Origin of the sequence: Streptomyces sp. NPDC051555, assembly GCF_044454405.1 — a bacterium.
In the GTDB taxonomy this organism is placed as follows: domain Bacteria; phylum Actinomycetota; class Actinomycetes; order Streptomycetales; family Streptomycetaceae; genus Streptomyces.
The window spans coordinates 1-18,233 of sequence record NZ_JBITDP010000044.1 but is presented as its reverse complement, the minus strand read 5'-3'; the positions used below and the strand labels follow the sequence as shown (position 1 = coordinate 18,233).

General features: G+C 68.0%; 22 protein-coding genes. 4 read left to right on the top strand and 18 right to left on the bottom strand.

All coding sequences use genetic code 11. The annotated features are described in order from the left end of the window. Window positions 1–91 precede the first annotated feature (91 nt). Genes ACIBEA_RS41835 through ACIBEA_RS41825 form a run of 3 tightly spaced genes read right to left on the bottom strand, consistent with a single transcriptional unit; the run spans window position 92 to window position 1,806 of the window. Window positions 92–361 carry a hypothetical protein gene (locus ACIBEA_RS41835; protein ID WP_399269317.1) on the bottom strand — a complete coding sequence of 90 codons (270 nt, stop codon included), beginning with the start codon at window positions 359–361 and terminating at the stop codon, window positions 92–94. Further along, a complete protein-coding gene (gene cyaB / locus ACIBEA_RS41830; protein ID WP_399269340.1) occupies window positions 358–927 on the bottom strand; it encodes a class IV adenylate cyclase in 570 nt (189 codons plus the stop codon). Before cyaB ends, ACIBEA_RS41835 begins: the two co-directional genes overlap by 4 nt. 15 nt (window positions 928–942) lie before the next feature. After that, a complete protein-coding gene (locus tag ACIBEA_RS41825; protein ID WP_399269315.1) occupies window positions 943–1,806 on the bottom strand; it encodes a helix-turn-helix domain-containing protein in 864 nt (287 codons plus the stop codon). Between the two features lie 82 nt (window positions 1,807–1,888). Between ACIBEA_RS41825 and ACIBEA_RS41820 the strand changes: the two genes are divergently transcribed. From ACIBEA_RS41820 to ACIBEA_RS41810, 3 genes are all read left to right on the top strand, one after another. Beyond that, on the top strand, window positions 1,889–2,095 hold the full coding sequence (locus tag ACIBEA_RS41820; protein WP_399269313.1) for a hypothetical protein: 207 nt from the start codon (window positions 1,889–1,891) through the stop codon (window positions 2,093–2,095). 279 nt (window positions 2,096–2,374) lie between these two features. After that, window positions 2,375–3,058, top strand: a complete 684-nt coding sequence (locus tag ACIBEA_RS41815) for a plasmid partition protein (RefSeq protein ID WP_399269311.1) — start codon at window positions 2,375–2,377, stop codon at window positions 3,056–3,058. Beyond that, window positions 3,055–3,924: a hypothetical protein gene (locus tag ACIBEA_RS41810; RefSeq protein WP_399269309.1), complete on the top strand. Its 870-nt coding sequence runs from the start codon at window positions 3,055–3,057 to the stop codon at window positions 3,922–3,924. The genes ACIBEA_RS41815 and ACIBEA_RS41810 overlap by 4 nt, the downstream gene beginning before the upstream one ends. 144 nt (window positions 3,925–4,068) lie before the next feature. Here the strand turns inward: ACIBEA_RS41810 and ACIBEA_RS41805 are convergent, their stop codons facing one another. From ACIBEA_RS41805 to ACIBEA_RS41740, 14 genes are all read right to left on the bottom strand, one after another. Beyond that, a complete protein-coding gene (locus tag ACIBEA_RS41805) occupies window positions 4,069–4,521 on the bottom strand; it encodes a protein kilB (RefSeq protein WP_399269307.1) in 453 nt (150 codons plus the stop codon). A 91-nt stretch (window positions 4,522–4,612) separates the two neighbouring features. Continuing rightward, the gene (locus tag ACIBEA_RS41800; RefSeq protein ID WP_399269305.1) at window positions 4,613–6,889 is read right to left on the bottom strand and encodes a hypothetical protein; all 2,277 of its coding nucleotides are present in this window, start codon (window positions 6,887–6,889) and stop codon (window positions 4,613–4,615) included. Then, window positions 6,886–7,962, bottom strand: coding sequence for a hypothetical protein (locus ACIBEA_RS41795; protein ID WP_399269303.1), 1,077 nt, complete (start codon window positions 7,960–7,962; stop codon window positions 6,886–6,888). Before ACIBEA_RS41795 ends, ACIBEA_RS41800 begins: the two co-directional genes overlap by 4 nt. Before the next feature lie 9 nt (window positions 7,963–7,971). Beyond that, window positions 7,972–9,267, bottom strand: a complete 1,296-nt coding sequence (locus ACIBEA_RS41790) for a hypothetical protein (protein ID WP_399269301.1) — start codon at window positions 9,265–9,267, stop codon at window positions 7,972–7,974. 5 nt (window positions 9,268–9,272) lie between these two features. Beyond that, window positions 9,273–9,587 (bottom strand): hypothetical protein, encoded by a 315-nt coding sequence (locus ACIBEA_RS41785; protein WP_399269299.1) that lies wholly within the window; start codon window positions 9,585–9,587, stop codon window positions 9,273–9,275. A gap of 1 nt (window position 9,588) precedes the next feature. Next, complete coding sequence (locus ACIBEA_RS41780; protein WP_399269297.1) at window positions 9,589–10,551, bottom strand: NlpC/P60 family protein; 963 nt, start codon at window positions 10,549–10,551, stop codon at window positions 9,589–9,591. A 236-nt stretch (window positions 10,552–10,787) separates the two neighbouring features. Continuing rightward, the gene (locus ACIBEA_RS41775; protein WP_399269295.1) at window positions 10,788–12,416 is read right to left on the bottom strand and encodes an FtsK/SpoIIIE domain-containing protein; all 1,629 of its coding nucleotides are present in this window, start codon (window positions 12,414–12,416) and stop codon (window positions 10,788–10,790) included. Between the two features lie 250 nt (window positions 12,417–12,666). Further along, a complete protein-coding gene (locus tag ACIBEA_RS41770; protein ID WP_399269293.1) occupies window positions 12,667–13,794 on the bottom strand; it encodes a hypothetical protein in 1,128 nt (375 codons plus the stop codon). Window positions 13,795–13,942: 148 nt separating this feature from the next. Then, entirely contained in the window at window positions 13,943–14,101 is a 159-nt protein-coding gene (locus ACIBEA_RS41765) for a hypothetical protein (RefSeq protein ID WP_399269291.1), read from the bottom strand. After that, a complete protein-coding gene (locus ACIBEA_RS41760; RefSeq protein WP_399269289.1) occupies window positions 14,094–14,243 on the bottom strand; it encodes a hypothetical protein in 150 nt (49 codons plus the stop codon). Before ACIBEA_RS41760 ends, ACIBEA_RS41765 begins: the two co-directional genes overlap by 8 nt. After that, entirely contained in the window at window positions 14,240–14,476 is a 237-nt protein-coding gene (locus ACIBEA_RS41755; RefSeq protein WP_399269287.1) for a hypothetical protein, read from the bottom strand. The genes ACIBEA_RS41760 and ACIBEA_RS41755 overlap by 4 nt, the downstream gene beginning before the upstream one ends. Next, entirely contained in the window at window positions 14,473–15,042 is a 570-nt protein-coding gene (locus ACIBEA_RS41750; RefSeq protein ID WP_399269285.1) for a hypothetical protein, read from the bottom strand. The genes ACIBEA_RS41755 and ACIBEA_RS41750 overlap by 4 nt, the downstream gene beginning before the upstream one ends. A gap of 157 nt (window positions 15,043–15,199) precedes the next feature. Continuing rightward, on the bottom strand, window positions 15,200–15,337 hold the full coding sequence (locus ACIBEA_RS41745; RefSeq protein ID WP_399269283.1) for a hypothetical protein: 138 nt from the start codon (window positions 15,335–15,337) through the stop codon (window positions 15,200–15,202). A 208-nt stretch (window positions 15,338–15,545) separates the two neighbouring features. Further along, window positions 15,546–15,716, bottom strand: a complete 171-nt coding sequence (locus ACIBEA_RS41740; protein WP_399269281.1) for a hypothetical protein — start codon at window positions 15,714–15,716, stop codon at window positions 15,546–15,548. A 400-nt stretch (window positions 15,717–16,116) separates the two neighbouring features. Here ACIBEA_RS41740 and ACIBEA_RS41735 point away from each other — a divergent pair, with 400 nt between their 5' ends. Further along, window positions 16,117–16,917 (top strand): GntR family transcriptional regulator, encoded by an 801-nt coding sequence (locus tag ACIBEA_RS41735; protein ID WP_399269279.1) that lies wholly within the window; start codon window positions 16,117–16,119, stop codon window positions 16,915–16,917. Window positions 16,918–16,987: 70 nt separating this feature from the next. Here ACIBEA_RS41735 and ACIBEA_RS41730 read toward each other — a convergent pair whose 3' ends face one another. Continuing rightward, window positions 16,988–17,365: a MarR family transcriptional regulator gene (locus tag ACIBEA_RS41730; RefSeq protein ID WP_399269277.1), complete on the bottom strand. Its 378-nt coding sequence runs from the start codon at window positions 17,363–17,365 to the stop codon at window positions 16,988–16,990. Window positions 17,366–18,233 lie beyond the last annotated feature (868 nt).

The following is an 18,233-nucleotide window of genomic DNA, read 5'->3' as shown; positions in this document are numbered from 1 at the left end:
ATGGACGTCGTCCGCCTCGATGACCCGCTGCTGATCGAGTGGCGCGGCGGCGGGCCCACCGTGTGGAGCACCCCCTAGAGCACGCTGGCCATCAGGGGGTGTCACCCTCCCAGTGGAACCGGTGGTCGGCGTCGCCCGGGGCGGGGGCGTAGTCCGCGCGCCCACCGGGCCCGTACGCCCCTCTCGGAGCGATCAGCAGCGCGCCCACCGCCCGCTCCTCGCTGGTCCAGCCGGTCACGTCGAGCAGCTGCCCGTCGAGCGGGCCGCCCATCAGCTCGACGTACACGTGCCCCAGCTCCGGCCCCGCGGCCGGATCACCCGGATCCGCCCCGTACACCCGCCGCCCCGCCCCGTCGCTCACCCGGCATCGCGGTGCGCGCGCACCGCATCCGTGTACAGCTCGCGCGTCAAATCCGCGTCGCCGATCCCGAGATCGGCCAGGAGCTCGCGGACGTCCGCGAGCGCATCATCGAGCCCTTCGTCCTCGGTCATCGTCTCCACCTCGATGAACGTCGCACCGTCGCCGATCTCCGGGACCTGGACCACGGTGGCCAGCATGCGGCGACCCCGGACGACCACGTGGTAGTTCTTGCAGTGCTTCGTGAACGCGATCACCGGCCGGTACCCGAGACCCTGCACCACCGCGTGCACCGCGGCCGCGTCCTCGACCCTGGTCTCGTGCTCCGGCTTCGACCCCGAGGCCGCGTCCACCGCCGCGGACTTGTACGTCAGCACCGTGCGCGCCGTGCCGCTGGCGCCCTCCACCGTGCGCACCCGCAGTTCCGCGTCCCGCCCGGCCAGCTCCCCGGCCGCTGTGTCGTAGTACGTGTCCCGGTACACCTCCGACCGGCCCTTGGCCAGGGTCTCCAGCTGCGCCAGCAGTGCGGCCCGGTCCTGGACCCGCGCTTTCAGCTCCGCCTCGATCAACCCGTTCATCCCCTCTCACACCGTGCGCTGCGCGCCCGCGATCATCGCCTCGACCATCCGTCGATGCCCTCGAAAGAGGGGTCCGGATGGGGTGGCCGCCACCTTGTAGGTAGCCGATTCGTGTCCCTCCCAGCCCGCGTCAAACGCCCCGACGAACATCACGTCGTCAGCGCGGATCAGGCGCCACGTCGGGAGCGACGCGTACCGGTACACCTGCACGTCGCACACCCCCGACAACTCCCGCAAGCGATCCTCCGAGAGCCGGATCCCAGCAGCGAGCGACCGCGGGGACTCCCCGATCTCCGCCGCACGCTGCTCCACCACCGACGCGTCCGGGTCCAACAGCAGCACCCGCACGCGGACGCCGGCCCTCGCCAGATGCCCGCGCAGCAGCGAGTCGTTGAGGCCGATCAGCCCGAGCCCGCGCACGGCCAGGACGTCCAGCTCGGTCGCGGTACGGGCGTGCCGCTGGATCTCCTCGCGAGCCGCGGCCTGCGTCTCGTAGACCCGGACCACCTCCGGGTACACGGAGAGGTCGAAGCCGGCTCCCCCGTCGCGCCGCCCGCGGGCCGCGGCCAGGCCGAGCAGGCGGCGGGCATCGTCCGGCATGGATAAGCCGTCCGCGATCCGCTCGTACACGTCCAGTCGGGCCACCTCTCGGCGGTCGCGCATGATCTCGCTGACCCGGGCCTGCGTCATCCCGATCGCCCCCGCGATCCGCCCTTGACTCGCCCCGCTGAATTTCTGCACCGCGCGCAGCAGCGCGCCGACGTCGCGGGCGCGGAGCGCTTCGCGAACGTCGGGCCGCTCCCACGCCCACGGCGCGAGGACGGGCGGGTCGTGGGCAGCGATGGTCACGGCCGAAATCCCGTCGCTCATGCGGCCAACCGGCCGCTATCTCACCGTGAGATTACCGTCGGGGGATCGAGACCGGGGCCGCTTCGCGGACAGGCTGGCGACCATGAGCACACCTGTGTCGTGGTGCCACTGGCACGCCGGATCATCCAGTACCGCGCTCCCCATCCAGTACGCCGCCCGTGAGGACGGGACCGTCGTCCTGCTCTACGCGTGCGCGCCGTGCCGCGAGCAGCGGGGGCTCACCCCGCGGTGGCCACCACGGCCCCCCGAACCCGCACTCGGCCCCGCCGCCCCGGCACCCCGACCGTGAGCAGCACCGTGCCGTGCGCACGCGCTCCCCTCCCCTCGGGACGCGGGTTGACGTGGGATCAGAGCATGGGACGGGCGTGCGTCATCTGCGGACGCCCGCTCACCCGCGGGGCTACCCCCCGCGGATGGATCCGCGACCGCCAGGGCGCCCACCGGCTCGACACGGAGGTGTGGGCGTGCCCAGCACCGGAGACCCGGCCGTGAGCGCCACAGCGAGGATCTGTGGGCGCCCCTCCACCTGGGCGCATTCCCAAAGTTGGGAATGGGTAGGGTGAGATCCATGCTGATTGCCAGTATTAAGCCCCGCACCATGGGGGGAACGACCAATTCCGGGCTCCTCACGTACGCCCTGGCACGGGCTGGTCACCCTGTCGCGTGCTATGACGCTGACGAGTCCCTCCAGCTTGCGGCGTGGGCACGGGAGGTCGACGACTTTCCGTGCAGGGTGATCGAGGCAGACACCCCAGCCTTCGCCGAGACCATCTACACGGAGATGGACCACAGCAAGATCAACATCGTGGACGCGGGTCACGCCGAGAATCACCCCGACATCGTCGACAGTGTGCTGGAAGTCGCCGACCTCGCCATCGTGACGCTGTCTCCGACCGAGCCTGACTACGACCGACTGACCAAACCGGAGCGCGGCACTCCGCTCTCCAAACTGATCCGGCGGTCTGCGTCCCTGCGTGCCACCGGGCAACCCCCGACAACGGTCGTGCTGCTGAATCGCTGCCAGGCAGGGGCTTCCAGCCCGAAGAAGTACAGGGGCTACCTCACCAACGGTGGCAAATCAGGCACTGACCCAGTCTGGGATGTCCTGACCACACAGATCCCCCGGTGGGAGTCGCTCGCGTCCGCGGTCAAGAACCCCTGCGACAAACGAGAACGACGAACCCCCTACGACGCCCTTGTGACCGAGCTGACCCGGCTCGGTCACATCCCTGAGCCGCGACGGAACGTATGAGCACCGAAACCGAAGTAGACCGCCAGCGCCGGCCGGACCGAGCGCGGGCATTCGTCGCCGACCTGATCCCCGCTCCCGAGAACCTGGACCGCAGCGGCCCCCTGGACACACGCGAGCAACGGGACCTGGACCGGATCCACGCTGCCCGCGACCACCACCAGACTGCAAAATGGATGCGCGGCAAAAGCCTCGCCGCGGCGTTCAGCCGGAAGCTCTACCGGGGGGAGGATGGCCAGCGCACCCGCCAGGAGTACCTGAACGATGAGTGGGACGGCATCAGCGAGTCCGCGGCCTATCGCGAGATCAACGAATGGCCGTTGGCCGCGCAGATCGCGGAGCGGTTCGAACGGCCCGCCCCTGACTCCCACATCCGCGCGCTGGTCGACGTCGCCGCGGCACAGGGGCCCGAGCTAGTCGCCCGCTGGTACGTCATGCTGCGCAACCACGGCAACAAGGGCGGGCAGCGAGTCACCGCCGAGGTGGTCGGGAATCTCGCCGACTACCTCGGGTCGAGCACCGGGCCGGTCGGGCTGGACGCCATGTTCGTCCCGCGGCAGCTGCCCCCCGCCCCGGCCACGCCTGGGGCGACCACGCCCCCGGCCGACGCCAGCGAACCGGTCACGGGAACTACCCACGCATTCCCAAACTTGGGAAAAAGCGAGCGCCCCGCCCCTGCCGGGGACCCCGGCCAGTGGGAACTGAGCACCGCACACACCACCCAGCTCAGCACGTGGGTAACCACCGAGGCACAGCACGCCGACATCAGCCCAGATCGCGCGGCTGACCTCCTCATGGAGTTCCTCACCACGCATACCGACGTGATCCGGGGATGGCTGCACACCTTTGCCCGCCGAGATCAGGCATGAGCGGCTCCCCCCACTGCCGCGTGTAGACACCCCTGATCCGGGGCCGCGAGCGCGCCCGATTTTCCGCGGAAAATCGGACCCCCGAAAACGCCAAGAGGCCCCCGGCCCCCCTCATGAGGGGGGCCGGGGGCCTCTTGGCTCACATCACGTCGTCAGCAGGCGTGCCGCCGCCCCCACCATCGCGTCCACCGCGTCCACCGCGGCGTCCCGGAGCTGATTCACCTCTGGGAGCGACGGGGCGCCCCGCAGCGCGTACGCGGCGCGCACCGCGGCGTCGGCTCGATCCCGCAGGCCCGGCATGAGGACGGCTACCGACACCTGCGGTGCCGTCACGGCCGACCGCGTCACGTGGCTCGCGGACCGGGCCGCGGCCACCTGCTCCGCGGGCGCGCCGGACAGCCGCAGGTCCTCGCGGAGCCACATCGCGCGCCGATGATCCGCAAGGGCCGCCGCCAGATCCGCGAGCGCGGCCAACCCCCTGTTGACTATGGCCTGCTGCCGCTGCACCCGAGCCTGACGTGTCTGCCCCCACCACGCCATCAACCCTCCCAACAGGGTCCCTGCCAGCGCGATTCCCGCGCCGCTGATCTCGCCCATCGGTCGCCTCCTTCGTCGTCGTGTAGCGCCGGGTACGCCGCTGGCCCGGACCCCGAGACAGGGGTACGGGCCAGCGGCGGTGGAACAGCGATCAGATATCGGAGCGCAACCGCTCCCCGGTGTCTGCGTCGTACGCGACACCGGTAGGCGATAGCCGGACGTTCCTGACCGTCCCCTTGGCACCCTCGTGCCAGCTCGCTCCGCCGACCTCTATACGGACGATCACATCCGCAAGGGCATCCTTGATCGGAATCTCCAACTGGGGGTCCCTCGTGTACCGGTCGTCTCCCCGAGTGCTGACCGCGCTCTTGCCCGCCGCCTCGATGCGCAAGAGTTTGGCGTCAGTCTCGAAGTAGGTCCGCAGTTCGACGATGACTCGATCATGATCCTTGGTCCACCGGGCAACGACGTCTGCATCAACGCCGTCAACTAGCAGATTGGCACCAGACCGTCCCTTGTACGCCGCCGCAGTTTGCTGCCGCTCCTCGCGCTGCGCGTCGTCCCCTGCCATCTGCCAGACGCCCGCGGTCGTGACTGTCAGGGCCGCGATCACGGCCGCGTAGGGCCACATCCGGCGGCGCGACGGTACAGGCGACTGGCCGCCGTTGGCGACCGGGTCCGTCGGCCCGGGGTCGAGCGACGGCATGTGGGACGGGGGGCCGTCGTGCCCCCGCTCTGCTGCTGCTCTGGCGTCCGCCGCTTCCGCATCCCACCACTCCACATTTCCTCCCATGCGCGTGACCGTAGCGCGTAGCTGAGCGGCTGTCTCAGGACTCCCACAGAGATCAGCCACGGTCGCCCTGGTGGACAGCCACGACAGGGCCGGGGCGGAATTGATGCCGTGGGCCCGGATGTCGGCGCGCTCCCCGATCACGGCCAGCTCGGCAGCCTCCCCGCACCGGCCAGCGCGAGCAGCCTGAACGACGTCGTAGTGGCGACTGTCCACCACCGTGGGCGGCATGTCCCAATCCCACACATCCGGGCTCCGAATGGGCTGCCCCTCGTCGGGCGCGGGGGCCTTGAGCAAGTACACGCGGTCCCGGTCGTCCGGGTCATCGTGGTCGCCCCCGCCGTGGTCCTCGTCGGCCTGGTCCTCGTCGTGGTCCTGGTCGCCCTGGTCCTCGTCCACCTGGTCGTAGTCGTGGTCCTGGTCGTAGTCGTGGTCCTGGTCGTGGTCGTGGTCCTCCTCGGTCTGCCCTTCGCGTCGCTGGCCCGAGGTGTCGGTCAGGTCCACCTCCTCCGGGTGCAGGATGGTCGAGACGACGTCCACGTATCGGGGCCCGACCCGCCATACGGCCTGACCCGGATCCAGCTGCGGGATACGGGCGGTGGCCCAGTCAGGCAGTCCGAGCACGGCCCCTACCGCCGCGGCCTCGTCCACGGTCAGCCTGCCCACGTGCACAACCTCGCAGAGACGCGCCAAATCCTGAGCGGCGCCGGTGCCCTGGTCCGACAGCGTGTGCATCAGCACGTCCAGGGACAGGCCCAGGCGACGTGAATTTTTGAGCAACCGCTGGACCAACGACGCGGTGGCCGGCGCGAGCAGAATCGCCCACGCCTCCTCTAGTACGAGGTGCTTGTGGGGGGCCCTCGATTGGGGAATCCAGACCTGCTCCACCCAGCATGTGACGGCGGCCATCAGGGCGGGAAGGGCCGGTCCATTTCTGTCGAGTCGGGCGAAATCAAAATGGATCATGGGGAGGTTCGTCGGGGGCAGGGCCGCGGCCGGGCCATCAAACAGCCCGGCGAGTGCGCCATCGACGTACCGGGACAGGGCGATAGCGACGCGCTCACCCCAGGACTCCAACTTGCTCCGGCGCCACGTCCCGTCTTCTGGGTGTACCAGGGCCTCGATCAGACCCCGCATGTCCGTGGCCTTCGGGTTCTGTAGTGCGTGCTGGAGTGCGTGTGTGGCGTGCGGGTCCAGGGCGTCCGGCTCCACCGCAGCAATCAGCGAGCGGAGCAGCTGCTCGCGGACCGCGGGCGCGAACTCGCTCGACAACGGGTTCATCGTGAAGGTCCCGGCCTCGATGACCATGCCGCCCAGGGACCGAGCCAGGGGCCCCCACTCTCCGCGGTACCCGTCGTCGGTCCTCATGGCGCCGAGGTCGATGACGACGCTCTGGTGCCCGTATTCAAGGGTTTCCCGACGGATCCTGATTTTGCCCGTGGCAGATTTACCGGACCCCAATCCTCCCAGCGCCAACGAGTTGGTCGACGGAAGGATGCCGCTGTCCACGCGGACCGGGGAGAGCCTGAACTCGCGCCCATCGAGGACGGACTGACCGATCATGATCCCCGGGAAACCGACGTTCGAGGTGACGGCGGGCGCGGTGATCGCGACGTGGCTGGATGGCAGGCGGATCACAGGGTGGCCCCCTTTCGAGTGGTGACGGCGTGCGGGGTGGTCATGAGGTGTGCGCGGTGCTGCTGGCCGACCAGCCAATCCAACTCAAGATCGAGCCGATCCGTCAGCTGCTGGGCCTGGTGGCGGGCGTCCATGACGTCCCCCGGGCTGTCGCCCCACACGGTCAGGTAGGCGTCCAGGTCGACCATCACGGCCCCCTGGACCAGCTCCCCGTGCGTGGACTCGCTCTCCAGCTCCGCCGCGTCCTTTTGGACGCCGTCCGTGAGGATCGCGGCGGTCAGCGCGCCGCCCCACTTGGCGGACCGTCGCGATTGAGCGGGGGTGAGCGGCCGGTACATGACCGATACCGACCGGGAGCGGGCGTCCTCGGCGGCGCCCAGCAGTAGCCGGGTCATCAGGTCGCCGTCGGCCTTGTCGGGCCACCCCACGATGCGGGCGGTCGCCGCGTACTCTCCGTCGCCCAGGGCGACCCATCCGGGGGCGCGCTCGACCAGGTCCGGGACCGGCTCCGGGTCGACCGGGGTGAGGACCCCGAGCCCCGCGAGCTGCCCTTCGATCCGGTCGAGAATGCGCGCCCCGCCCACGGAGTGGGGCACGAACACGGACAGGGTCTGTGTGTGCGCGGTGTGGTCGGTGACGTCGGCGTGGTGGGTGGCCAGGATCTGGATCCCGTCTGTCCGGGCCTGGGCCCCGGCATACGCCAGGGCCCGCCCGAACGCAGCGTGCCACTCGGCCCGGCGGTGCGGATCCTGCATCGTGCCGTGCTCCGGGTACAGGGCCCAAGTGGCCACCTCCCCGGCCTGTGCGGTCAGCGAGTCCGGGGTGCCGCGCTCGGTGAGGTGCCGGTAGCCGACGGCGGCCCACCGGGCGATCGAGCGGGGGCCGGGCGCCACCCCGACCACCGCAGCAGCCGCGCCCAGCACCCCCCACGACCACACCGGCGGAGGGGTGATGAGCGTGGATGCGGACAGGATCCCCCCGACCCCGAGCACCGCCTTCGTGGCCGCGGATTCCGCGTTGGTGAGTCCGCGCTGGAGCGCGGGGAGACGATGACCGGGATTCAGGGAGTACATCAATACCTCCTAGGGGGTGCGGGGCGGGGGAGGGGTGCGGGGCGAGGTCCGGGGCGGGGGCGTTCCGGGGGAGGCCGGCCCCGAGGCCGGCCCCGCTCCGGAACCGGGCGCGGCGGGTGCGCCCGGCGCCCGATTCCTCGGCCCGGGGGCCGGGTTGGCGGCCTGTGCGTCAGCCCGCGCGCGGCGGCGTGTCTCGGCCAGCCGCTCGGTGCGCGGGGCGTCGCGCCGCACCCGATCTGCTGCGGACGCCGTGGTGAGGCGCCCCGGGCGGGACTGCCGCCGGATCCCGTAGGACCCGAGGACGACGCCCCCGTCCTGACTCACGCCGCGGCCGGGGGTGTCCACCGCGCGGGGGCCGCGCGGGGTGCTCTCGTACTCGTCGTACAGCGGGGCCCCCAGCCGCACCGCGCCCCGGACGAGCGGGCTGGGCGTGCGGCTCTCGACTTCCTTGCGGACGACTCCCGCGATGCGGGGCCCGAGGTACGGCACGCCGTGCGTGATCATCCGTAGCATCGCGAGGTCGGCCACCAGCAGTAGCACCGCGTCCAGCACGAGCGAGCCCTTGACCACGCTCACGAGCGGCACGACGAGCACCAGCATGAGCGGCGCGAAGAGCAGCCCGAGGAGTCGCACGACCCACAGGCGGACGCCCCTCGTGTCGCCCGAACGCGCCAGGCTCGCCAGCACCAGCGGGGCCACGAGCACGAAACCGATGATCGCGGGGTTTCGGGTCACGCACACCAGGAACGCAAATCCGAGCGCGACGACCAGGGCCGACACGATGATCAGCATGGCCAGCGGATTGCTCGAATCGGCCCCCGTTTTCATGTCGGCTCGGATGACCGCGAAAAGCGTCGACTCATCCGAGTCGAAAACTTTCAGGAACGTCGCGGATACCGCTTTGTTCAGTGCGAGCACGATCGCGGGGACCGACGCCGTCCCGGCCACGGCCACGAGCGTCCACCCGACCGAGAGACCCATCTGACGCAGTCGCGGAACGCCCTGCCAGGCCGTCAGCCCACAGACCACCACAACACAAATCATGATCGACACCGCTAAGTGCTGACCGAGCCACGCGAATTGGCTATAGACAGGACCGTCAACCGATTTAGGCGTCCATCCGTCCTTGGGCGCTAGAAGCGCTTTGATTCCGGAGATCAGCTTGTCGGCGAGTTCGCGGACGCTGCTCGCTGCGGTGCCTGTGACGTCGCCGTTGGGCAGTTTCCCTTTTCCGTCGTCACCGCGCTCGCAGAATTCGCGAGCTTTCCCCTTGATGAGGTGACAGGGGTCTTTTGTGGGCAGCATCGCTATCAGCCCTTCGGGTTGTTAGGGGCCTGCTGCGAGCCCTTCGGGGCATTGTTGGTCACGGACGAGAAAATGGTGCTGCCGTACAGGCCGAGGATGATCGCGACGAACAGGGTCCCGACCGCCATCATCCCCTTCCGGAGCGCCATCTTCGGGTTATTGATCGCCTTGAACGCCATCCCGATGGCGACGACGACGAGGACGGCCGCGGTCGCCTTGACGAGGATTCCGCCACCGGACGCAGCGATGGTCTTGAAGAATTCGTCGAATCCGCCGGACAGGTCGTGGTCGTCCGCCGCCAGGATGAATTCGCGTGCCATATCAGATCTCCGTTTTCTTCGATGGGATGGGGCGCCCGGCAGAGTACAGGTCGGGCATTGAATCGATGGATGAGTATCGGACGTTCACACCGGGACGGGGGGCTTCAATCATTTGCCCCCCGCCGACGTAGATTCCGACGTGGTGAATGTTTTCCGGGGTGGATCCGTAGAATACGAGATCCCCGACCTGGATTTGTTCGCGCTTGATCGGTTCGGATGCGGCGTACTGCTCCGCGGCGGTGCGGGGAAGGAAAATTCCCGCTTTGGCGTAGGCGTAAAGCATGAGGCCCGAGCAGTCGAATCCGATGATGCTTCCGCCGGAGCTTCCATTGGGTGAGCAGCATGATCCGGTGCTCGGTCCGTTTGCGTCGCCGCCGCCCCACGAGTAGGGCAATCCGATTTGGTCATCTGCGGCATTGATAGCCGTGGCGATCTGTTGATCGTTGGCCGTTCCGCCGCCACCGGATACCGGGACGTTGGCCATCGCATTGATGGCCTTGACATACGATTGTGTCTCTTTATACGGGGGCACGCCCCCATATTTTATGACAGCCGGTGGGCCCGCATTGTAGCCAGCCAGTATATTGCTCTGCCGGTCACCGGGGACGCCTTTTACATCCTTGGCGATATTGCAGAGGTAGCTACCTGCCGACGGGATCGCGTCTTCCGGGTCCCAAATATCTTTCTTGTGGTCGCCGTTGCCATCCACACCTTCGTCTTCCCACGTGGCCGGCATGAATTGAGCGATGCCCAGAGCGCCCACCGGCGAGCTTGCCCGCGGATTGAATTCCGATTCTGTTTTCAGGAGTGCAGCGAGTAGGTTCGGATTGATTTCCGGGCAGGTGTTCCCCGCTTTTTCCACGAGGCTTTTGTAGGCGTCCGGTACCGCGACGGACAGGCCGAGTGCCTGCCCCGCGGGCGTGGACCCGGCGGCCTGGACGAGCGCGGCCACGATGACGGCCACCGTGGCCCCCATCGCCAGTCCGGCCACGCCCACGGCGTTGGTTTTCAGGTTCCTCCCCCCCTTCCTCTGTTTTCAGGCGTTTTACCAGTTCAGCGGCACTATTTGTGCCCGCAGGGTGCCCGCTACCTGCCCGCTACCTGCCCGCTGGAGTCCGTCCTGTGGGCGGGTCCTGGCGGGTGGGTAGCGGGCACCCTGCGGGCGCGTAGCGGGCACGTAGCGGGCGTTGTAGCGGGCTCTCAGGACTCCACCACGAGTGCCGCGGCGAGGTCCTCAAGGTGGTAGCCGCGCTTGATCCCGTCCTTGCCAGAGGTGAGACCGAGGAGCTGCGAGAGCCCGGTTCCCATGGCACTGGGCGTAGTTACCGGGATCCCCATGAGGGGCGCCAGGTCCTTCGTCTCCATGAAGGTGACACCCTTGCCTTTGAGGATTTCTACGGCTTTTTTCAGTGGAGAGTCTGGGACAATAGCGATCTGTTTTTTCCGGCGCGCATTCGTTTCATCGACCAATTCCCACAGGAATTGATCGGGGAACTCGAATCCCCGAATTAGGGTGGATGCGCCTTGTACGAACAGAACGCCCTGGCCCTTGATTTCTGGGTTGAGTAGAGCGGGACTTATGGGTGCCACCGTGGAGAAGTAGGAGTCGCCCAGGATGACTTTCGCCGTCCCTTCGGAATCCACATACAGTGACAGGCGGTACTGGAATTGGGCGCGTACGTCGACCGGGATAGCATCCTTGTCTGTGCGCTGCGTCAGGAAGATGACAGAGATACCGCATTCCAGCGATTTCGCGACCAGGAATCTCGATTTGGCTTCAACCCGGGCGATCAGCTCTTTGGACTTCGGGGTACCGTTCGACTTGTAGAAGTCTGCCACCTCGTCACCGAAGAAAATGATTCTCCGGAATACTGGTGGGGGCCTGCGGTCGAGAATGGCCTGTTCTTGCTCGGCGTAGCGCCTTTCCATTTCAGCGATGAGCCAGTCAAGAAGCTTTTCCATGACGGCCGGATCACTGGATGCCTCGTATTTGAGGGCGAGTTTCGCGAAGGGTGCCAGGCCGGTTCGCTTGCCATCTAGCAAGACCAGGTCGAATTCGTCGCGGTAGATGACCAGCAAACAGGCGATAAGGCCACGCAGAAGAGTGGTCTTGCCCATCTGGCTCATTCCCGCGATTAGCATGGATGCTCGATCGAGGGTGGCGACACCACCGAGTTCGCCCGTTACTTCGTGCCCGAGCGGGATCCCGTCAAATGCCAGAATCTCTTTTCGGGTCGGCGGCTCGAACCGGTCGGTAAACGGAGGCCGATCCAGTTTGATCAGCGTGATTTCCCGTTCGTTGTTCCGGGATGTTTTCACCTTGAGGTGAAGCCTCGTCACGCCGAACATTGAGGCGACGGGCCCGAGTTTGCTGGTGACTTCCTCGTGGGTTCGCTTTTCGGGCAGTAGGAAATGGTATCGGGTGCCCACGGGAAGGCGCTCCGTGGTGACGTCGGTCAGACGGATGATCTCGTCTTTACCGATTACGCCTGCACGGACAAATACCCTGGTCAGCTCGGGGTGCGCCGGCTCGACGTCGGCCGGTTCAGCGGTGGTTTCCTGTCCAAGTGCCGCCGTTGGCGCCGGTTCTTTTCCTGCCGCGGGTTTGCTCGACCACCAGCGAATAACTCGGGTCTTCAGCCACCAGGCCCCCCAGCCGAGCAGAACCAACACGCCCACCGTGAGCATGACCGCAGCGATCCAGGGCAGACCCAATTTGATTTTGATGGTCATCAGGCCGGACAGCACCACGACCACGACGCCGATCGCTCCGACTCCGTTACCCCACATATCCTCAGAATCTTGGTCATTCTGTGATTTTTTAGCCATATCGCCCCCTTTCTTTTGGTTTTTGGATCACTGATAGTAGCGCCAACTTGCATTCGCTACGCATGAATTACTGGCCTGTATCGGGTCTGCACAGCGGGTCTGCGGATGCACCTCCGGTGCAATTCGCTCGCCGCGAATGGCTCGCCGTGTCTGGCCGGTCGACTGCAATTGCGTTCCGGCAGTCGCGACACGGTCCAACCCCCCATTCACTCGCGGGGGTTGGGCCGCATCGGTGTGTGCCGGATCAGGGTCAGGCAGGGGGCCAACCGTCGTCGCCCGGGTACGTGACGAGACCCTCGTCCTCGCTGCTCTCCTCCGTGTCGACGTCGTCCGCGTCGCTGCTGTGGCCGGGGTCCAGCTCGACCAACGCCGCCCACCCCTTGCGGACACGCCGCGCACTGCCCTGGTACCCGAGCCGCCAGAAGGCGGAGCTGGCCGCGCGGTAGGAGCTGGGCGGATCCGTCCGGTACCGCAGGTGCCGCAGCACCACGAGCAACTGCGCATCCGTCAGCGGCACGTCCTCAACGGGGACCGTCACACCCGCCACGGCGGCCAGTTCCGGCAGCGTCAGAGACGCGACGGGCGTGACGGGCGCGGGCGTGGGCAGCGCGCTGACCTGCGTGACGAGGGGCGTGACGGGTGTGACGGCGGGCGTGACGGGTGCGACGGGCAGGGCCGGAGCGCTCGGTGTCCACCCGTCCAGCGCTGGCATGACGATGTCCGTGGCCAGCGGCGGCAGGGGCATGTCCGCGAGCGTCTGTGCGGTGGCCTCTGCCTGCGTGTGCAGCTGCTCCACCGTGGTCTGCTGCGCGGTCAGCACGCCGCGCCGGTAGTCCGCCTCGGCCTCGGCCACGCGCCGGTTGAGGTCGGCCCCGACCCGGTACAGCTCGATCCGGTCGGCCGCGTCGGCCTGCATCTGCTCCAGCCGATCAGCGACCGTTTGGCGCCGAGCGGCGATCGTCTGGCGCGTGCGAGCCGACGTCCGGCGCCCGAGCGACGGCAGCACCACCCACCACGCGAGTTTCGTGGCGCCGATCGCCGCGGGGGTGAGGACCACGGCCAGGTCCAGCTCCGCGCCCGCGCGGTGCAGGGTCTCGATCAGCTCCACCGTGGGAATCGCGGCGATCGCCAGGGTGAGGACGACGCCCGCGGCCCGTACGCGGCGCGCCCGCGACCGGTCGGCCCCCGCCACGATTTCCGTGGCCTGGAGGACCACCCACAGGGCGTCCAGGGTGACCACGGTCGGTGTCGCCCACGCGCCGAAGTGGGGCACGAGGATGCCGTAGCTGACGCTGATGCTCAGCGCGGCGACGCCCGCCGTGATCGCGCCGAGGATGCCGAGGACGACTGTCCGCGGCTCGATGTTCGGGGATTTCATGCTGTTCCCTCCCTGGTAGGTGCCGTTGGTGTAGGTGCTCGGTGACCCCGGTCCCCGGTCCCCGGCCACAGGGGCAGTTGGCCGGGGACCGGGGTCACCGTCGCGGTCGGGACGTCGGCCGGGGCGACCCGGTACCGGCGCGGGCGCCTCACCAGTCGTCCTCGCCCCGGTTCCGCGCCATCGCGATCGTCATGTTCTCGGTCACGAAGCGGTGGTGATCATCAGGCGTGCACTCGCCCCGGTCGCAGGTCACTGCCTCGCGGATCACGTCCGCGGCCAGCTCCAGCGGCTCACGGGGGCTACTCACCGGACTCTCCGCGGGGGCGGGCCGCGATGTGCCGGGCGTCTGCTGCTGCCTGGCGGTCGAGTGCCTCGCGCAATGCGCGGGCCCGCCGCTCGGTCTCCGTCTCCGTCTCGGACGGCGGCGGGGGCGGGGGTTGTGTGCTCATGCGGGTGTCTCCTCTCGGGCGCCGAGTCGGCGCAGTACGTAGGCCACGGTCCCGGGGTCCAGCCGGATCTCCGAGCGGGTCACCGCGCCCGACTCCCCGTCTCGGGTGTAGGCGACCATCACGGCGCCCCGGGAGTCGGTGTGCACGGCGATCCTGTACGCGGCGCCGTAGGTCCGGACCGCCGGAATGTCGAACTCCCGCCCGTTCTCGACGTCGTCCTCCAGCGCCGTCATGCGGCACCGCCGAGCGGCAGCGGCTGTACCCGCCAGACGACCTCGGCGGCCCCCGGCACCCCGCTGCCGGGGGTGTAGGCCGTCCACCCGTCCGGGGGCGCGCCCTCGGCCTCGGCGGCCGATTCCGCGGCCTCCACCGAGGCGTGGACACTGTGCAGGGCGCCCTGGTGAAAGAGGGCGTAGACCCGAGTCGCGCGCGCGGTCTGTTTGCGGGCGATGTGGACCAGCTTCCGCAGCGCGGCCCGATCCTCGGTGTCCAGCAGCAGCTCGGGGCGCAGCGCGTGCAGTTCCCCTTCGGCGCGGGCGGTATCGGCGGTGGCCCGTCCGAGCGCCGCGCGGAGCGTCTCGACTGCACCCTCGGCACGGATCGCGGAGTCGCTGGCGGTTCCCGCGTCGATCAGCGCACGGATCTGCTCGTTACGGGCCTCGATCAGGTCGGTGTAAGCCTGGTCCAGGTCCGCGCGGATCCGGTCCAGGTCGGTGTGGGCCTGGTCCAGATCGGCGCGGGCCTGGTCCAGCTCGGTGTGCAGCACCGCGTACACGACGCTGCGGACGATGCGGAACATAGGTGGTTCCTCCCTTTGACACTCGGTAGATCAGCGGGCGTAACGGTCGTTGGTGGGCCCTGCGCACTGCGCAGGGCCCACGCTGACCGCTACCGCCCCTCCCGGACCCGGCGCAGCGCCTCCTCCATGTCGGTATCCGAGTCGGTCGGTTCCGCGCTCATTCGGCGCCCCCCGACTGCTGCGCCGCGATCCGCTCCCGGATCCGCGCCACCGCCTCCTGCGCGGCCTCGGCCGCCTTCACCGCCGCGTCCGCACGGGCGATCCGCGCGGCCACCTCGTCGTGGGTGTACGTCATCGCGCACCGCCAGACACGTCGATGCCGGGCACCGCGTGCCCGACCGTGATCATGCTCTCGCTACGATCCATGTGGGACCGCCCTTCCTGCTGCTCAGGTTGGGTGTCGTCCAGGCTCTGACCGGGGTTGCACCCCCGGTCAGAGCCGCAGTGGACGGGAGCTGACGGCTCCCCTCACCGCCCGCAGCGCGGGCGGATCGGGCAACGGGTCAGTTGCCGTTGCTGCTCGGGTACATCAGGGCGTTGGCCGCGTACGCCGCGGCCGTCAGCCGTTCCTCGGCGCCGGGCGCCAACGGATCGGCCACCACCTCAATGAGGGTCTGCCGCAGGGTCTCGTACGCCTCTGCTGCTGCCGCGTTGCTGTGCGGGGTCTCCGTCATATCGTCTCCCCTGGTCACGGGTCGGTCTCTCGGATGCGATCTCTGCCCTTGTCTCACCGCGCGATTTGGACGCCCGTCCGCCCCGCAAGGGCGGCATTGGCGCAAGGTACTGGCTGCTCGCGCGGCAGGGCCTGCGGCTTGTCGCAGATGCCTGTGGTGCTGTGTTCGTGCTGACGCCCGCCCTTCCCCTACACAGCCGAGCTGCGGTCCGGGGCGCGGTACGTCCTCGATTGAGTTCTCAAAACATGCCGAGCACTGCCATTCAGCCGCCATCACGCGGTGCCGTCCGGGCTAGACATCAACGCCCCTGTGACCAGGGGCTTCTGACGCCGTGGGATCAAAAATAGGGGGCACCGATCCTTATGTCAAGATGAAACGCGGCAATGCTTGACTAGCTAGAATGGGTGTCGAACACTGGGCTCACAAGGAGGAGCGAATGAATACAAATCAGATCGCCGCAGCACTCCGCAGGCGCATCCTGAGTGGGGAGTTCGCCTACGGGAGCCGTCTCCCGAACATCCGCGACCTGGCCGCGGAGTACGAGACCAGTCAGCAGACCGCCGCCGCTGCCTACGCCGCACTTGCGGGCATGGGCATGGTCAAGACAGTGCGAGGAAAGGGGGGCACCACCGTCACAGCTGGCCCCCCCGCCGATGCCCATCTCGGTACGTTCACGCCACCGGACCTGACGGCAGCTACCGCATGGAGGCCGGCCACCGGTACAGCGAGTGGCCACGAGGAAACCACCAGCGTCCGCCAGTTCCCGGCGCCAGCGTCGATGGAGGCATGGGGCATTCCAGCGGGGACGGAGGTAGTGGAGCGCACCCGACTCCGGACCATCGATGGAACGCCCGTCCAGCACAAGACCACGGTGATGACGGTCGACCTCGCCGGTAGGCGGCCCCAGGGGTACGACGGGGTCCCCCCCATGCTGGCCCCGGTCGGAGCGGCCCCGGCCGACAAGCCCGCGGGCGTCCGCATGGCCGAGTGGCTCGGTTGGGACGTTGCGCACACAGAAGCCGCGATCACGGCCGAGCCGATGGACGGGGCCGCCGCGGCTGCACTCGGGCTCCAAGAGGACGTTCCTGGATTCCGAATCGTCGCCATCGCGTACCGCAGTTCAGGCGAAACGGCTTTCGTGACGGTCACCAGCGCGCCGCTTCACCACCGAGTCACTCTGACCATCGCCGAAGTCGAGTAGTAGTACCCCGGAGAAAGCAGGAGGGTCCCCCACCGAGTGGGGGACCCTCCTGCTTTCTCCGGGGTACTACCTATTCACGCTCGGGAATAGGTAGGTGGTGAACAGAGGCTAGCGCGCCCTCTGAGAGCTCGTCTGACGGCTCAGCAGCCGCAGCACGGGCCATCGGTCCAAGTCGGTAAAACTTGAGCCCTACCGCCGCGTAGGCGACCGTCAGCCAGCGCGCTTCTACCAACTTCTTGACTGACCGTGAGCTAGCGGTAGAGGAAAGCCCCAGCCGCTCGCCAATGGCGCGCACCGACTGGGGTACCGCTTCACCTGCCGGAACCGCTGTGGCGTAGTACATCAGGACTCGAAGGTCTGCGCCCTGGAGATCAACCGCACGCATCAGCATGTCGTTGAGGTCGCGTGGGCTCAACCAAGGCTGCTCCATAGCCTGTGCCGTCATCACGTCTGCTCCTCAGGGGGCAAAGGGATCATCGGATGGGGTGAGTTCCGCACCGCAGCTCTCTGTTGCTGCGACCCTCCGTCGAAGCTGAACCTGGCGCTCACCCGAAAGAACCGGACCCGTCCGACCCTCTCAGCCTCAACGAGAAGTTTCGCAAGTTCCAAACGGTTGACGCACCGTGTCAGGGTCGAGCGTTTCATCCCCAGCATATCGGCGATGTCCAGGAACGATTTACGCACCGGCCCTCCCCCCGGGGGAGAGTTGAAGAGGTAGAAACCCAGCACGTCTCGGTCGTTCGTGTTGAGTCCCGACGACTTGTGCCAAACGTCCTTACCTACCGCCTTGTTGACGTTGGTGTGACGTCGGCTTCTAGACCATTCGTACCCCTCGTGCTCCGGACCATCAGGAATCTCGCCTGTCTGTCGATTGACAGCTGCGCGCGCCATGGACCCCTCTCCCGTCCCATGTGTCCCCCATAGGGGACCCGTTGCGCACCACAGTACCTCGGTGTCCCCCATAGGGGACACCGAACACGCCGATCCAAGGTGCGCAATGTTGCCCCCATACGGGACGGGTGGCCCTGCTAGGGTCAAGGTGTCCCGTATGGGGGACAGGTTGAGCCCCAAGAGGCTCATCGATGGGCCCCTTGGGGCTCATCAGCATCGCGCTGACCTGCGGCTTTCTTGATCTTCTCTATGTCTGTCTGTTCAGGTGGCCGCGAAGCGGACGCCCCGACCGCACCAGCCCATGCCGGGCCCAGCCGTTCCGCAAGGTTCACGGGTGGCCCTGCTAGGGTCAAGGTGTCCCGTATGGGGGACAGGTTGAGCCCCAAGAGGCTCATCGATGGGCCCCTTGGGGCTCATCAGCATCG

Bases quoted from the DNA above. Each gene is read 5' to 3' on its own strand.
- ACIBEA_RS41735 (WP_399269279.1), top strand. From the start codon at position 16,117: ATGGGTGTCGAACACTGGGCTCACAAGGAGGAGCGAATGAATACAAAT.
- ACIBEA_RS41770 (WP_399269293.1), bottom strand. From the start codon at position 13,794: ATGAAATCCCCGAACATCGAGCCGCGGACAGTCGTCCTCGGCATCCTC.
- ACIBEA_RS41775 (WP_399269295.1), bottom strand. From the start codon at position 12,416: ATGGCTAAAAAATCACAGAATGACCAAGATTCTGAGGATATGTGGGGT.
- ACIBEA_RS41815 (WP_399269311.1), top strand. From the start codon at position 2,375: ATGCTGATTGCCAGTATTAAGCCCCGCACCATGGGGGGAACGACCAAT.
- ACIBEA_RS41805 (WP_399269307.1), bottom strand. From the start codon at position 4,521: ATGGGCGAGATCAGCGGCGCGGGAATCGCGCTGGCAGGGACCCTGTTG.
- ACIBEA_RS41750 (WP_399269285.1), bottom strand. From the start codon at position 15,042: ATGTTCCGCATCGTCCGCAGCGTCGTGTACGCGGTGCTGCACACCGAG.
- ACIBEA_RS41820 (WP_399269313.1), top strand. From the start codon at position 1,889: ATGAGCACACCTGTGTCGTGGTGCCACTGGCACGCCGGATCATCCAGT.
- ACIBEA_RS41825 (WP_399269315.1), bottom strand. From the start codon at position 1,806: ATGAGCGACGGGATTTCGGCCGTGACCATCGCTGCCCACGACCCGCCC.
- ACIBEA_RS41740 (WP_399269281.1), bottom strand. From the start codon at position 15,716: ATGACGGAGACCCCGCACAGCAACGCGGCAGCAGCAGAGGCGTACGAG.
- ACIBEA_RS41760 (WP_399269289.1), bottom strand. From the start codon at position 14,243: ATGAGCACACAACCCCCGCCCCCGCCGCCGTCCGAGACGGAGACGGAG.
- ACIBEA_RS41790 (WP_399269301.1), bottom strand. From the start codon at position 9,267: ATGCTGCCCACAAAAGACCCCTGTCACCTCATCAAGGGGAAAGCTCGC.
- ACIBEA_RS41795 (WP_399269303.1), bottom strand. From the start codon at position 7,962: ATGTACTCCCTGAATCCCGGTCATCGTCTCCCCGCGCTCCAGCGCGGA.
- ACIBEA_RS41745 (WP_399269283.1), bottom strand. From the start codon at position 15,337: ATGACGTACACCCACGACGAGGTGGCCGCGCGGATCGCCCGTGCGGAC.
- ACIBEA_RS41755 (WP_399269287.1), bottom strand. From the start codon at position 14,476: ATGACGGCGCTGGAGGACGACGTCGAGAACGGGCGGGAGTTCGACATT.
- ACIBEA_RS41785 (WP_399269299.1), bottom strand. From the start codon at position 9,587: ATGGCACGCGAATTCATCCTGGCGGCGGACGACCACGACCTGTCCGGC.
- ACIBEA_RS41810 (WP_399269309.1), top strand. From the start codon at position 3,055: ATGAGCACCGAAACCGAAGTAGACCGCCAGCGCCGGCCGGACCGAGCG.